The sequence below is a fragment of the Paranoxybacillus vitaminiphilus genome, from assembly GCF_003259935.1.
Taxonomy (GTDB): domain Bacteria; phylum Bacillota; class Bacilli; order Bacillales; family Anoxybacillaceae; genus Paranoxybacillus; species Paranoxybacillus vitaminiphilus.
The window spans coordinates 1-13,946 of sequence record NZ_QLMH01000020.1 but is presented as its reverse complement, the minus strand read 5'-3'; the positions used below and the strand labels follow the sequence as shown (position 1 = coordinate 13,946).

Below are 13,946 nucleotides of genomic sequence, written 5' to 3'. Positions count from 1 at the left end.
CTTTTTTAGTCTTCCTGCTCGCTCATTTCCAACGATTGTTCATCTTTATGATAATTTTGGAAGCTGTCGATAAGTGTATCTAAATGATCTAACTGTTCGCTATATTCGATAATCGTACCGATAAGAGGGAATAAATGGTAATTATCCGCTTCTTTGCATCTTTCCAAGTAATGCTTATTAAACGCCTCAACAAGCCATTTTCTGCTGTTGCATGCTTCGGTGACAATTTCCGAATCCGGCTGATATTTAATTTTGCCGATAAACTTTAATAAAATTTGCTCATGATAGTTAAGCAAACAGTCTAGTTCTGAGCGAATCGCTTGCTGAAACTCCATTGGCATATGTTGAAGTTCATTTTCCAGCCGGTGAAGGAGCTTCAAAGTTTCCAATGCGCGATTAGTGGTTGTAATCATTTGTCTATATAGAACAAGTTTTCTTGATTTTCCATATTTATTTTTTGGAAAGTAGTCCCTTTCTTCTTTGTACATTAAATAAAGCTGATCAAGCTTTATCATGTTTTCTTTAAATTTTTCAATATCCTCTTTTAAGAGGTTATGTTCAGAAACATGTCTTATATTCATGCGAATCCATTTCAAAATATTTTCTGTGTTGTCGACGATTTTGGAATAAAGCTTCTTTTCATATTTTGGCGGAATAAACACAAGATTCACAAAGAACGCCGCCAATATACCTAATAAAATAGTTGAGAAGCGGATAAGAGCAAACTGGATAAACCCGTCTTCGGTATACTCCATAATGGCAATCACGGTTACAAGGGCTACAGGGATGGTTGATTCCAAACGTAATTTTACGAAAAGAGCAATGACTAAAATGGCAGTTAAACCGATAAAAAACGGATCATGACCAAATATGAGAACGATAATAACGGCAAAAAAAGCGCCAATGACGTTAGCTTGGAGCTGTTCAACAAGGGATAAATACGTACGGTAAATAGTAGGCTGCATCGCAAATACAGCAGAAATGCCGGCGAATACCGGCGATGGCAAATCGAGCAGCTTCGCTAAAAAAAGTGCTAAAGTAATGGCAATTCCCGTTTTAAAGACGCGGGCACCGAGCTTCATCGCGATTCAAAATCCTTTCCTTTCAGCATAAAATTTTTCATAAACAATTTAGTAATATACATCGTTTGCTAGAGGATATCAAGGGGGAAAAGAAAAATGAGACTATCTCATCCATATGGAGATAGTCTCATTTTATAAGGATTTAACGCTGCCGCTTTTTGATTATTCTGTAGATACAGATGGATCGGCTTGTTCTTTTATTGGAATGACTTGGAAAAAGTGTTCTTCCGGTTTTTCAAGCAATGGTTTTAGTGATTCGGCTTCTTCGTATTGCTCATGCTCTATTAACAGCTCAATGTATTTAGAAAGCAATTCTTGTACATCTGCTTTACCTTTTTCTGATAATTTCTCAATACTTACTTTTGCTCCTTTTGCGATGCGGCGTTCAAGAGCAGCTTTTGTTAATCCCATTTCCGGCTGGTGACGCAAGTAGACGACTCCGCCTGTCATACCAGCGCAAATCCATGGGCCAGGGTCACCAAGGACAAGACCGCGCCCGTTTGTCATATATTCAAAGGCAAATCCTTTAATATTTGCGCGAACGCCAATGTTGCCATATTCCTTTTCTGGAATAGGTGTTGTCACTTGACCGCCAATAATCATATCCGCTCCTGAGAGACGAATTCCGGCGCGGGCATCAGCGTTTCCTTGAACGACTAACAAACCTTTTTGTGCTCCATAGCCGAAGCCTTTTCCAACGGAGCCGTTGTAGAACTTGCCATCTTTTCCTTTGGCTTTAAAAATAAGGATACTTCCGCCCAGTGCGGTTTTACCGGTACCGTCCTGTGCACCGCCGTCAACATGAATATGGATGCCGTAGCTATTGTATGCTCCAAGACCATTACCTGGAATTGAGCCTTCTTTATAACGCAATGTTATGTTTGGCAGCTTTTTGTACGAGCCGTCTAAGCGCCCGCGTACGCGGTGGCAGGAAACACGGCTGCCAAGAACACGCTGTTCTGAAGTAACGGTTCTAAACTCGCGTGAACGATGTAAATCTTCTATGCGATAGTCAAGATATTCAGCACCTGCCGCAACGAGTAATTGATATTCTTCAACGCTTGCAGCTACTTCTTTTTGAGCGAATTGTTCTACTTCGAGAACTTCAAGCAAGCTTTCTAAGTTCATTTGCTCTAAACCTCTTGTTTGCTCTAGCAAATCGGAGCGGCCGACAAGATCTTGTAATCGTTCATAGCCGAGCGCAGCGGTTAAAGCTTTGAGCTCGTTTCCAAACGCAGTAAACAAGTTCACTAATCCTTGGACAGCCGGCTCAAATTGGCGTGGAACAAAGCGGCGTAATCCGTGTTCTTTCGCTTGCGCTTCTGATTCGATTTGTGTCGCGATGCCGACATGGCAAGTATCTAAATGACAGCCGCGGCATGTTGTACAGCCGATCGCAATCATAGAAAGCGTTCCAAAGCCGATGCGGTTGGCTCCAAGAAGCATGACTTTAATGACGTCAAGTGCACTTTTAATGCCGCCATCTGCCCAAATTTCGACTTTATTCCGCAATCCGGCTTCCAAGAGAGCGTTATGCGCCGCTTTGACGCCGATTTCCACCGGAAGTCCGACGTGCTGCAAGGCGTGAATGCGCGCTGCTCCTGTTCCGCCATCGAAGCCGCTGAGCGTAATAATATCAGCGCCTGCTTTTGCGATGCCGACGGCAATAGTCCCAATATTTGGAACAACAGGAACTTTTACCGCTACTTTTGCTTTATCGTTTGCTGTTTTTAACTCGGCAATCATTTGCGCTAAATCTTCAATCGAATAAATGTCATGGTTATTTGACGGTGAAATCAAATCAGAACCGATTGTCGCGTTACGTGCTTCAGCGATTTTTGCCGTTACTTTGGAGCCAGGAAGGTGACCGCCTTCACCAGGTTTTGCTCCTTGCCCGATTTTTATTTCTAAAAGATTGGAAGAGTTGAGCAACTCGGCATTGACACCAAAGCGGCCGGAAGCGATTTGTTGTCCCCGTGTACGAGGATATTTTCCAAGCATATCTTTGATTTCGCCGCCCTCGCCGTTCAAGCTAACCATATTTAAACGGTCAGCTGCTTCAGCATAAGCACGGAAGGCGACTTCGTTTTGTGAGCCGAAAGACATCGAGGCAATCACAAACGGTAAGCTATGCTCGCCGACGCTAATATCGACTTTGTCGACTGAAACAGCTTTTTCTGCTTTCTTTAAGTCTAATAAATGACGAATGGTCGTCGGCGTTTGCGTTTCTAATTCGGTTAATTTTTCGCGGTAGTTGTCGTATGACCCTGTTTGCGCAACCTCCCCGATTGCTTTCCAAATGCGCGGGAACACATGGAATGTTTTACCCGGCTTTGCATTTTCATCCGCAAAATCTTTGGCTCGGGCAATTGCATCTTCTTTAAGTGCAGCAAAATCGTATTTTAAGGAATCAGAACCAAAGAAGTTAACGATATCTAAAACTTCGGCAATTTCATCATGTAAGCCAATCGATGAGAAGAGGCGGCTGTATCCTCTCAATTCATGAATACCGATAGTCGAAATCACTTTTTCCAAGCCTTTATTTAAGGCGTTGAATAAGTTCATAACAGGAGTAGTCGATTCATCAGCTACCGTTGCAAACATTAAATACGGGCTGATTACATTAGCGCCTAAACCGTAAGCAACAATAAAGTCATGCAGCGAGCGAATCGCGCCAGAGCGGAGCAAGAGAGAACAATCGCGGCGCAATCCAGCTTCCGCCAAAGCTTTATCAATGGAAGAAGTAACCAACAGCGGATCTATCCACAATTTTCCGTTTTGATGAGCTTCTGCGTCATCGAGAATAAGAAGTGTTTTGCCAGAGCGAACCGCTTCGCATGCTTCGTCAGAAAGGCGTTTTAGTGCATCTGGTATCGATTCATCAGCTGTGAATGTGGCTGAAAGAAAATAGGTTAATTTTTGTGATTGAAACGCATGAACAACCTGGTCATATGAAGGTTGATTTAATGCTTCTGAACATTCGTAACCTAATTTTCCTTCGATAAGAATCGGTGAAACGAGTTCAATGACATATGATTTTTCCCCGTTTTCGAATAAAGACGGACGTTTTCCGATAACTGTTCGCGTTGAAAAATGTTCCATTTCGCGGTCGCGGTCGATAGCCGGATTCGTTACAACGGCGACGCTTTCTTTAATAAAATCAGCAAGATTTTTGCGATTAGGATCAATCGCGGCAAGCGGTGCATCATGCCCTAATGACCGAATCGGCTCTGCTCCTTTTTCTGCCATTTGTTCGAGAAGTTGAATATGTTCGCGGTCCCAGCCGAATGCGGCATACTGTCCGTTGCTTACTTTTGCTGGTGAAGACACCGTAACGTATTTTTCTAAGTGTGGCGGGTTTAAGCGATTGCGATAATTCGTGATATCGATCCGTTTTGAAAAACGCTTGTATACTTCTTCTTGAAATTGAGCGTATTCAAACACTTGGATAAAGTCTGAGTCTCCCCATTTTAAGCCGATTTTTTCTCCAGGGGCGATCGGTTTTGGTTCGCCTGTATACTCGTTTGATGGGATAATGCCCGGCTCAGATGAAAAAATGAAACGATCTTCTGTTTCAAGCTTCCAAAGAGGACGTAAGCCAAGGGCATCAACGCTAAATACCGCTTCATCACCATAGCGTGAAATGATGCCGGCAGGTCCTTGAGCAAAATGTCCCCATGCCTCGCGAATGTACGTATATAAATCTTGAAGATGTTCCGGATAAGCTCTAATTTCATTGACAATCGGCGGGAACAAAATATCAACTGCTTCAAATAAACTGTAACCGTGACGAGAAATAAGTGTATCGATCGTGCGGCTTAAATCTTGTGAATCGCTTCCGCCGTTTGTCAATGGAACGCCAATCATTTTCGCTTCATCGCGAAGCTTGGCAATCGTATTAATTTCACCGTTATGTCCCAATACGCTAAACGGTTGAACACGGAAGAAGTTTGAAAGAGTATTTGTTGAGTAACGATTATGTCCTAATGTCATTGTTGAAGCGACAAGAGGATTTGCTAAATCATGATAATATTTTGGTAAAATATCGCCTGCTCCCATCACTTTATACACAACATAAAAATTGCTTAATGAAGCGACATGAACATTTTCGTCTTGTTCGATGTCAATAACTAATTCAAATAAACGCTTTGCCAGATTTGCCGAATCAGCAGGCAAAAGCGCGACTTGCCAAAACAGAGGCTCTTGCCGCAGCGCAATCGGACCTAATGCGCTTGAAGAAGTGACACGATCGGATTCATAAATAACGGACAGTCCATATTGTTTGAAGAGAGACTTTATTTGTTCTTTTTTATTTGTTACATTTGTTGTTTTATTAATAAAGATATGTCCAACCGTAAAATCATCGCGGTTTGCTATTTCCGGATTTTGCCCTGCATTCGCAAGCTTTTCCATCCAAAGTGCTTTTGGAATATCGATGTGAACACCCACTCCATCGCCTTCGCCGTTAATAAAGCCGGCACGATGATTCATTTTTACAAGCGCATCAATACATGTCATAATATTTTCTCTTGTAGGAGTGCGGCGTTTTTCAATGGCAGATACAATTCCGCACGCATCATGTTCTGCCTGATGGAAATCTTTAAACAGACTCGGACTCCACTGTTGTTTCATGCAATCGGCTTTAAAGTGGGCAGTGTATTTGGAACCCACTTTTTTGCCTTTCACCTCCTGCAACCAATCTATAGTAATTAAGTTAATATTGCTTTCGCAAAAATTATTAACAAACTAAATTTTCGGAATTTATAGTTTATGTTATCATGTTAAAGAAGTGAAATCAATTATTTATTCATTTTTTTGGTTGTCATATTCATTTTTCGGAAAAGTTAATAAAATAGTTTTTGTAAACGTTTTCAATTAATTTAAAATAAAAACGGAGAGTTGAGACTCTCCGTAAAAAAACTATAAATGTATATTTATTCATTTTTTAGTGTTTTAAATGCGTTTTCAACCGCTTTTAATGTATATTGAATGTCCTCTTCTGTATGAGCGATGGTGATAAACCATGCTTCGTATTTAGAAGGAGCGAGATTGATTCCCTGTTTTAACATCAGCTTAAAGAATTTCGCAAACATTTCACCGTCTGTCCGCTGAGCCTGTTCGTAATTTTCTACTTTTTCTGTTGTAAAGTAGACGGTTAACGCTCCTTTTAAACGATTGATGGTGATCGGGATGTTATACGTTTTTGCACGGGCTAAAATCCCTTGTTCAAGCATGGCGCCGAGGCGATCAAGATATTCGTACACACCTTCTTGTTGCAGCACTTCTAAGCAAGCAATTCCCGCAAGGATCGAAGCCGGATTTCCTGCCATTGTTCCCGCCTGATAAGCAGGGCCAAGCGGAGCGACTTGCTCCATAATCTCTTTGCGACCGCCGTATGCGCCAATCGGCAGACCTCCACCGATGATTTTACCGAGAGCCGTTAAATCCGGCTCAATTCCTAATAAATTTTGTGCTCCACCGTACATAAAGCGGAATGCTGTAATCACCTCATCGTAAATCACAAGCGCCCCGGCTTGATGAGCAAGTTCATTCACAGTTTCAAGAAAGCCGGGCTTTGGTTCAACGATGCCGAAGTTTCCGACAATCGGTTCAACAAGCACGGCTGCGACTTGATCTCCCCATGTTTCAATCGCTTGTTTAAATGAATCAATATCGTTATACGGAACGGTGATCACTTCTTGAGCAATGCTTTTGGGAACACCGGCAGAGTCAGGAGTTCCTAGTGTAGACGGACCAGAACCAGCAGCGACAAGGACAAGATCAGAATGTCCGTGATAGCAGCCGGCAAATTTAATAATTTTATCGCGGCCCGTATAGGCGCGGGCTACGCGAATCGTTGTCATGACCGCTTCCGTTCCTGAGTTGACGAAACGAACTTTTTCCAGCGAAGGAATCGCTTCTTTCAACATTTTTGCAAATGTAATTTCATAAGGTGTAGGCGTTCCGTATAATACACCATTTTCTGCAGCACGTTGGATCGCTTTCGTAATGTGTGGATGGGCATGTCCGGTAATAATCGGGCCATATGCTGCTAGGTAGTCGATGTATTTATTTCCATCAACGTCCCAAAAGTAAGCGCCTTTTGCGCGTTCCATCACGACCGGAGCGCCGCCGCCGACCGCTTTATAAGAGCGGGATGGGCTGTTGACACCGCCAACGATATGTTCCAATGCTTCTTTATATAGCTGTTCTGATTTTGTAAAATTCATATCGAAAAGCCTCCTAAGCGAGTTTCTATGACGACTTCTATTCTAACATATTTAGTTAAGCGTACAATTTGTTTCATACTTCTACTTTCGATAAACTATTCTTTGTCCTGTTCTAACTGTCCGTAATCCTTGTCTTTACAAAAACGTTAGAAGTATGTGGCACCAATGGAGGACATCTCTGCTGAAGAAGTTTCACTTTATCGCATCGTGATGGAGGGTATTGAGTTATGGCAAATGCAATCGAAGTAGAAAAACTGCGCAAAGAATTTAAATCCTATTCAAGCCGTTCAGGTCTTATCGGAGCCTTTCGCGACTTATTTACAAGAAATTATAAAATTATCCGCGCTGTTAACGATATATCTTTTACCGTTAAACAAGGAGAAATGGTCGGTTACATCGGTGAAAACGGTGCAGGAAAGTCAACAACGATTAAAATGCTGACAGGCATTTTGACGCCGACGTCAGGAAAAGTCATTGTGAACGGAATGAATCCGCATAAAGAACGGGAAAAATTTGTGCAAACGATCGGTGTTGTTTTCGGACAGCGCTCGCAATTATGGTGGGATATTGCGGTACAAGAGTCGTTCCGTCTTCTGAAAAAAGTGTACCGGGTATCCGATCAAGCTTATAAAGAGCATATGGAGCATGTGATTGAAACGCTTGATATTGGCCCGCTGTTAGATAAGCCTGTTCGTAAATTGTCTCTTGGACAGCGAATGCGCTGTGAACTGGCTGCTGCGCTTATTCATAATCCGCCGCTTTTATTTTTAGATGAGCCGACAATCGGTTTAGATGTGCTCGTTAAATTAAAAATCCGTAAGTTTTTAAAAGAAATTAATGAAAAATATAATACAACGATTTTATTAACAACACACGATATTTCCGATATTGAAGCATTATGCGAACGCGTGATTATGCTTGATGAAGGAAAAATTATTTACGACGGTTCGTTGCAGGAATTAAAGGCGAACTGGGGAGAAGGAAAACAAATTCAGTTTCAGTTTGCTAAAGAAGTAGCCCAAGAGGAATTAAACGTATTAACTGCCGATTTAAAGGTGCAATGGCAGGCGGGAGAAAGAGAAAATGTTTGGACAGCTCATGTATCACCAACGGATATGTCTGATGTAATTGGCCGTGTTGTCGCGAAATACGAGATTAAAGATATTAATATTAATGAAATTTCGACGGAAGAAATCATTCGCAACATCTATGAAGAAGGTGTCGTATATGGCTAAATACATCGAAATGATTCGCATTCGTTTTTTAATGATGCTTGCCTATCGCACGAATTATTACAGCGGCATTTTAATTTACAGTATTAATATCGGTGCGTACTATTTTTTATGGTCCGCTATTTATGGAGACAAATCATCCATACAAGGTATGTCCGTCTTGCAGATGACGACATACGTGGCGGTTGCGTGGATGGCGCGCGCCTTTTATTTTAATAACATCGATCGTGAAATCGCCATGGAAATTAAAGAAGGCAAAGTCGCCACCGAGCTTATCAGGCCTTACAGCTATTTAGGAATGAAAACGATGCAAGGGTTAGGCGAAGGGATTTTTCGCCTGTTTTTCTTTTCCTTGCCGGGCATGGTCATTGTCGGATTGCTTTTTCCGCTCGAGCTGACGACTAATGTAAGTACATGGGGGTACTTTGCTGTTTCAATCGTGTTGAGCTTTATTATTAATTCCGAACTTAATTTAATTGCCGGTATTTTGACGTTTTTTACGCTCAATAATGAAGGATTATTGCGCGCGAAACGTTTTGTGATTGACTTATTTAGTGGTTTAATTTTGCCTATTAGCTTTTATCCGGCTTGGGCGCAAGAGGTCATGAAATACTTTCCGTTTCAGGGAATCAGCTATATTCCAAGCATGATTTTTACGGAAGGTTTTCGAGGGCAGGCGATTATTGACGGGTTAATGTTTCAGCTTATGTGGAGCTTGATTTTGCTCGTCCCGATTCAGCTGTTGTGGAAAGCGGCGAAAAAACAGCTTGTCATTCAGGGAGGATAAGTATATGTTTTACGTCTCTGTATTTTTTCAGTACATGTCACAATATTTAAAAACGAAATTGCAATACCGAACCGATTTGTTTGTGGAATTTTTCTCTGATTTGATGTTTCAAGCGGTGAACTTAATCTTTATTCTCGTCGTGTTTGGGCATACGCAAGTATTAAACGGATGGACTCGCGATGAAATTATTTTTATTTACGGATTTTTCTTAGTGCCGTTTGCCGTGTTTGGAGCATTTTTTAATATTTGGGATTTTAATGAACGATATATTGTGCGCGGGGAAATGGACAGAGTATTGACGCGGCCTGTGCACAGCTTGTTTCAAATCATTCTTGAGCGGATGGAGCTTGAGTCGCTTCTTGGAGCGATTACGGGAATCATTATTATGATTTACGCAGGCTCGCGTCTAGACTTAGTTTTTCATTGGTATGATATTTTTATTTTTATTCTTTTTGTTCTTGGTGGAACGCTTGTTTATGCAGGGATTTTCATTTCGCTGGCGACAATCAGCTTTTGGTCGGATGCGCGAAGCTCGATTATGCCGATGATGTACAATATCGGCAACTACGGCCGCTATCCGATTGATATTTATAACCGTGTCATCCGCTATATTTTAACGTGGATCTTGCCGTTTGCGTTTGTCGGTGTCTACCCTTCCGCTTATTTTCTCGGCAAAAAGGAATGGTATGGTTATGCATTTTTAACGCCGGTGATGGGACTCATCTTCTTTATGATTGCCGTTTTCTTATGGAATGCCGGAGTGAAGCGTTATAGAGGAGCAGGGAATTAATGTAACCCTGCTTTTGTTATTTGTTACAGGGATTAGATAATTCCTCTTTTGAATATTCTGTTTTTATTCCTCGTATATATGTATGGACATGTACGGGGGGATGGAAATGGAGTATATTTTGTTAATTGTTATTTTTACTGTTTTATTTATGAGTATAAAATCAATATGGACGATTCAGCAAAAGCCGCACCGCTATGTTTCGTTAGAAAATTTGTTCGTTTTATTAGCCCTTTATTTGACAGTGTTGATTGGTTTTGGTCTTGCTTATACAGTGTTACAAATAAATGGTTATGAAGTTTTATTAATAAAAGGTAAAGCAACTGATAGAGATTTTTTCCAATTGCTTCAAGACAGTCTGTATTTCAGTGCAACTACCTTAGTGACAGTCGGCTATGGCGATATCATCCCCGTCGGAATTGGAAGATGGCTTGCATCGGCGGAAGGATTGTTAGGTTATGTTTTGCCGGCTGCCCTGATTGTACGTACAGTCATCGATTTTGAAAAAGATAAAAGTTGCACATGACGATTCTTTTCGCTACGCTAAAAATAATTAAGTAATAAGTATTACGGAGGGAAGAGGATGTCGCTGCAAATTGGACAACTTGCTCCGGATTTTGAACTGCCGGCAAGCAACGGAAAAACAGTAAGGTTATCTGATTTTAGAGGAAAAAATGTCGTGTTATATTTTTATCCGAAAGATATGACGCCTGGTTGTACAACAGAAGCATGTGATTTTCGCGATTACCATCAACAGTTTGCTGATTTAAATGCGGTCATCTTGGGGGTCAGCACCGATTCAATCGAACGGCATAAAAAGTTTATTGAAAAATACAATTTACCATTTTTACTGTTAGCTGATGAAGAGCATAAAGCAGCGGAAAAGTATGGTGTATGGAAACTAAAGAAAAATTTTGGAAAAGAGTATATGGGAATTGAACGTTCTACGTTTGTTATTGATAAAGATGGGAAGTTAGTGAAAGAGTGGCGAAAAGTAAAGGTAAAAGGTCATGTTGAAGAAGCTTTAGACTACATCGCAGAAAATTTAAAACAATAATTTCTAAAAATATAGGTAGGTGTCTATACAAAGCAATGGAGAGGAGAGTATGTTAAACAGTGTAGGGCATACCTCCTCAGATATTAACAATTTGGAGGCTGTTTCAAAAACAAAGGGTCAAATCCTGCAATCGCAAATATATATGGTATACCATGTGTTATAGGTATATGATATATTGTGCATGGTCGTGAGGTCAGCCCCTTATGAGACAGCCTCATTTTTTATGTGTGTAAAACATGGAACAAACTCATATATTATAATAGAAATATTGACAAAATATCTGTATACCTTGTAGACTATTTATAAATATTATAAAATAATAATTCTTTTAGAAGAAAGCGAGGTGCATGACGGTGTCTGAAAATTATCAATTAAAGGAAGCGCTTGATACGTTGAAAAAAACAGGAGTGCGTATTACTCCGCAACGTCATGCGATACTTGAATACTTAATTAGCTCTATGTCGCATCCAACGGCAGATGAAATATATAAAGCCTTAGAGGGAAAATTTCCAAACATGAGCGTAGCGACTGTATATAATAATTTGCGTGTCTTTAAAGAGGTTGGACTAGTAAAAGAGCTGACATATGGCGATTCGTCAAGCCGTTTTGATTTTGTTACTTCCGACCATTATCACATTATTTGTGAAGAGTGCGGTAAGATTGTTGATTTTCACTATCCAGGATTAGATGAGGTTGAGGATTTAGCTGCACACGTTACGGGTTTTAAAGTAAGCCACCATAGAATGGAGATTTATGGTGTGTGTTCAGATTGCCAAAAAGAATATCACCAGCATTAAAACATTAAAAATAAAGGCTGACCTGAGAGTGAGTGTCAGACCCTATCCCATAATATATTATGTGGATGTTGCGTGAGGTCAGACACTTTTAGGTCAGCCTTTTTTCTTTTTTTGTTTTCGATTATATTTCTCGTCGAACTCTTTGCCGGCTAAATCAGGATCTAGCGTCAATGGTTCATTACAGTACATGCACATATCTACCCGTCCAAGCATTTTCGTGATTTTGTTGCAAGAAGGACAAACAACTTGAACTGTTTTTGTAGATAACATCCCGATCCAAAAATAAATAACTGTACTTGCAATAATAAAAAGTAAACCTAAAATCATAAACAATGTCATAACGAACATGGAGCTGCGGAAGAATATACCTATATACATAACGACAAAGCCAACGAAAATTAAACTTAGCGCAAATGTGCGAATTTTGTTGATTTTACTTGAATATTTTAGTCCCATCTTATTTCCCTCCTGAAAATAACTATATCATAAAGTGTAAACATATAAGTTATATTTTGAACAAATATAAATAAAATTTTTTATCATCCCCTGAAAAAGGAGTTTTGCGATTTTTGTCGAATTGTATATCGGCAATTATGAAAATGGAGGAACGACTATGGAGGATTTATTTCGTCCCATTTATCAAGAGAGAGCCAGCCATCGAAATACATTAGGGATTTTTATGGTGGAAAAAAAACTAAACAACCCGGCTATAACTGACACATTTGATTTTGTTTTATTTGTCATTGTTAAAGATGCTAAACAGCCTGTTTTTATTAAGCATTACGTTTCTAATGAACAAAAAGCTGCTCTGCATGTAGTTGACGAAAAAAAATTAAATGAGTGGCTTCTCTTGGGTTCCAACCGAAAAGTGATTGACTGGGTTTTAAATGGAAAAGTTTTGTTTGATCGCAATGAATATGTTTATACCTTGCGCAAAAGGCTTCTTGAATTTCCGCGAGAAAGCCGTCAGTTAAAAATGGGAATTGAGTTTGCTAAGTTGATTCGAAGATATACGGATGGAAAAGTATTTTTTGAAACAAAACAATTGTTAGATGCATACAATCATGTCGTTCATGCTCTCCATCATTTAGCGAGGCTTGCCATCATTGAGCAAGGTTTTTATCCTGAAGTAACTGTATGGGATCAAGTGAAACAAATTGACCCGCAAATTTATAAATTGTATGAGGAATTGATTGAAAGTGAAGAGACGCTAGATAAAAGGCTAGAACTTTTATTTTTAGCAAGTGAATTTTTAATTCATTCACGGATAGCGTCAGGAACGGCTCATTTATTAAAAGTATTAGGAGAAAAAAAGGGAGCTTGGACAATCGGGGAAATTACAGAGCATCCAGATCTTAAAGTCTATTCTATAGATATTGTCATTATGCTTGAGTACTTAGTCGAAAGAAACGTGTTATTAGTTGAGAAAGTGCCGACAAAAGGGCAGGGAATTTATCATAGATATTATGTTGCAGAAAAAAATTAAAAAAATGTATTGACTAGTTTTTGAGTAAATGATATATTATAAACCGTCGCTGCGGAAAATATTCTCCGCAGTTGGCGGAAAATAAAAATGCTTGACATTAGAAAGTCTTGATGATAATATGGAGAAGTCGCTAATAAATGCTCTTTGAAAACTGAACAAAACGAAGCGTCCACGTCAATTTGCTAGGTATAGAACTTTTATTGGAGAGTTTGATCCTGGCTCAGGACGAACGCTGGCGGCGTGCCTAATACATGCAAGTCGAGCGGACCAAAGGGAGCTTGCTCCCTGAGGTTAGCGGCGGACGGGTGAGTAACACGTGGGCAACCTGCCCTGCAGACCGGGATAACTTCGGGAAACCGGAGCTAATACCGGATAACACCGAAAACCGCATGGTTTTCGGTTGAAAGGCGGCTTTGGCTGTCACTGCAGGATGGGCCCGCGGCGCATTAGCTAGTTGGTGAGGTAACGGCTCACCAAGGCGACGATGC

The 13,946-nt window shown here is 40.4% G+C and carries 11 protein-coding genes and 1 rRNA gene; 8 read left to right on the top strand and 4 right to left on the bottom strand.

Going from position 1 to position 13,946, the window contains the following annotated elements:
• Nucleotides 1–5: 5 nt before the first annotated feature.
• The 3 genes from B0I26_RS15520 to B0I26_RS15510 form a co-directional block, all read right to left on the bottom strand.
• Entirely contained in the window at nucleotides 6–1,082 is a 1,077-nt protein-coding gene (locus B0I26_RS15520) for an FUSC family protein (protein WP_111646312.1), read from the bottom strand.
• Nucleotides 1,083–1,244: 162 nt separating this feature from the next.
• On the bottom strand, nucleotides 1,245–5,714 hold the full coding sequence (locus B0I26_RS15515) for a glutamate synthase-related protein (RefSeq protein WP_111646342.1): 4,470 nt from the start codon (nucleotides 5,712–5,714) through the stop codon (nucleotides 1,245–1,247).
• Nucleotides 5,715–6,016: 302 nt separating this feature from the next.
• Nucleotides 6,017–7,312 (bottom strand): glutamate-1-semialdehyde 2,1-aminomutase, encoded by a 1,296-nt coding sequence (locus tag B0I26_RS15510; RefSeq protein ID WP_111646311.1) that lies wholly within the window; start codon nucleotides 7,310–7,312, stop codon nucleotides 6,017–6,019.
• Nucleotides 7,313–7,539: 227 nt separating this feature from the next.
• Here B0I26_RS15510 and B0I26_RS15505 point away from each other — a divergent pair, with 227 nt between their 5' ends.
• From B0I26_RS15505 to perR, 6 genes are all read left to right on the top strand, one after another.
• The gene (locus B0I26_RS15505) at nucleotides 7,540–8,547 is read left to right on the top strand and encodes an ABC transporter ATP-binding protein (RefSeq protein WP_111646310.1); all 1,008 of its coding nucleotides are present in this window, start codon (nucleotides 7,540–7,542) and stop codon (nucleotides 8,545–8,547) included.
• Nucleotides 8,540–9,331, top strand: a complete 792-nt coding sequence (locus B0I26_RS15500) for an ABC transporter permease (RefSeq protein ID WP_111646309.1) — start codon at nucleotides 8,540–8,542, stop codon at nucleotides 9,329–9,331. The genes B0I26_RS15505 and B0I26_RS15500 overlap by 8 nt, the downstream gene beginning before the upstream one ends.
• Nucleotides 9,332–9,335: 4 nt before the next feature.
• On the top strand, nucleotides 9,336–10,121 hold the full coding sequence (locus B0I26_RS15495) for an ABC transporter permease (RefSeq protein WP_111646308.1): 786 nt from the start codon (nucleotides 9,336–9,338) through the stop codon (nucleotides 10,119–10,121).
• 106 nt (nucleotides 10,122–10,227) lie between these two features.
• Complete coding sequence (locus tag B0I26_RS15490) at nucleotides 10,228–10,644, top strand: potassium channel family protein (protein ID WP_111646307.1); 417 nt, start codon at nucleotides 10,228–10,230, stop codon at nucleotides 10,642–10,644.
• Nucleotides 10,645–10,701: 57 nt separating this feature from the next.
• Nucleotides 10,702–11,175, top strand: a complete 474-nt coding sequence (gene bcp / locus B0I26_RS15485) for a thioredoxin-dependent thiol peroxidase (protein ID WP_111646306.1) — start codon at nucleotides 10,702–10,704, stop codon at nucleotides 11,173–11,175.
• Between the two features lie 347 nt (nucleotides 11,176–11,522).
• Complete coding sequence (gene perR / locus B0I26_RS15480) at nucleotides 11,523–11,972, top strand: peroxide-responsive transcriptional repressor PerR (RefSeq protein ID WP_111646305.1); 450 nt, start codon at nucleotides 11,523–11,525, stop codon at nucleotides 11,970–11,972.
• Between the two features lie 93 nt (nucleotides 11,973–12,065).
• Here perR and B0I26_RS15475 read toward each other — a convergent pair whose 3' ends face one another.
• Nucleotides 12,066–12,428: a YgzB family protein gene (locus tag B0I26_RS15475; protein WP_111646304.1), complete on the bottom strand. Its 363-nt coding sequence runs from the start codon at nucleotides 12,426–12,428 to the stop codon at nucleotides 12,066–12,068.
• Nucleotides 12,429–12,585: 157 nt separating this feature from the next.
• Between B0I26_RS15475 and B0I26_RS15470 the strand changes: the two genes are divergently transcribed.
• Both B0I26_RS15470 and B0I26_RS15465 read left to right on the top strand, forming a co-directional pair.
• Entirely contained in the window at nucleotides 12,586–13,458 is an 873-nt protein-coding gene (locus tag B0I26_RS15470) for a nucleotidyltransferase-like protein (RefSeq protein WP_111646303.1), read from the top strand.
• A 197-nt stretch (nucleotides 13,459–13,655) separates the two neighbouring features.
• A 16S ribosomal RNA gene (locus B0I26_RS15465) occupies nucleotides 13,656–13,946 on the top strand; the annotation flags it as partial.

Coding starts and splice junctions, on each gene's coding strand:
- B0I26_RS15520 (WP_111646312.1), bottom strand. CDS start 1,082: ATGAAGCTCGGTGCCCGCGTCTTTAAAACGGGAATTGCCATTACTTTA.
- B0I26_RS15515 (WP_111646342.1), bottom strand. CDS start 5,714: ATGAAACAACAGTGGAGTCCGAGTCTGTTTAAAGATTTCCATCAGGCA.
- B0I26_RS15510 (WP_111646311.1), bottom strand. CDS start 7,312: ATGAATTTTACAAAATCAGAACAGCTATATAAAGAAGCATTGGAACAT.
- B0I26_RS15505 (WP_111646310.1), top strand. CDS start 7,540: ATGGCAAATGCAATCGAAGTAGAAAAACTGCGCAAAGAATTTAAATCC.
- B0I26_RS15500 (WP_111646309.1), top strand. CDS start 8,540: ATGGCTAAATACATCGAAATGATTCGCATTCGTTTTTTAATGATGCTT.
- B0I26_RS15495 (WP_111646308.1), top strand. CDS start 9,336: ATGTTTTACGTCTCTGTATTTTTTCAGTACATGTCACAATATTTAAAA.
- B0I26_RS15490 (WP_111646307.1), top strand. CDS start 10,228: ATGGAGTATATTTTGTTAATTGTTATTTTTACTGTTTTATTTATGAGT.
- bcp (WP_111646306.1), top strand. CDS start 10,702: ATGTCGCTGCAAATTGGACAACTTGCTCCGGATTTTGAACTGCCGGCA.
- perR (WP_111646305.1), top strand. CDS start 11,523: ATGACGGTGTCTGAAAATTATCAATTAAAGGAAGCGCTTGATACGTTG.
- B0I26_RS15475 (WP_111646304.1), bottom strand. CDS start 12,428: ATGGGACTAAAATATTCAAGTAAAATCAACAAAATTCGCACATTTGCG.
- B0I26_RS15470 (WP_111646303.1), top strand. CDS start 12,586: ATGGAGGATTTATTTCGTCCCATTTATCAAGAGAGAGCCAGCCATCGA.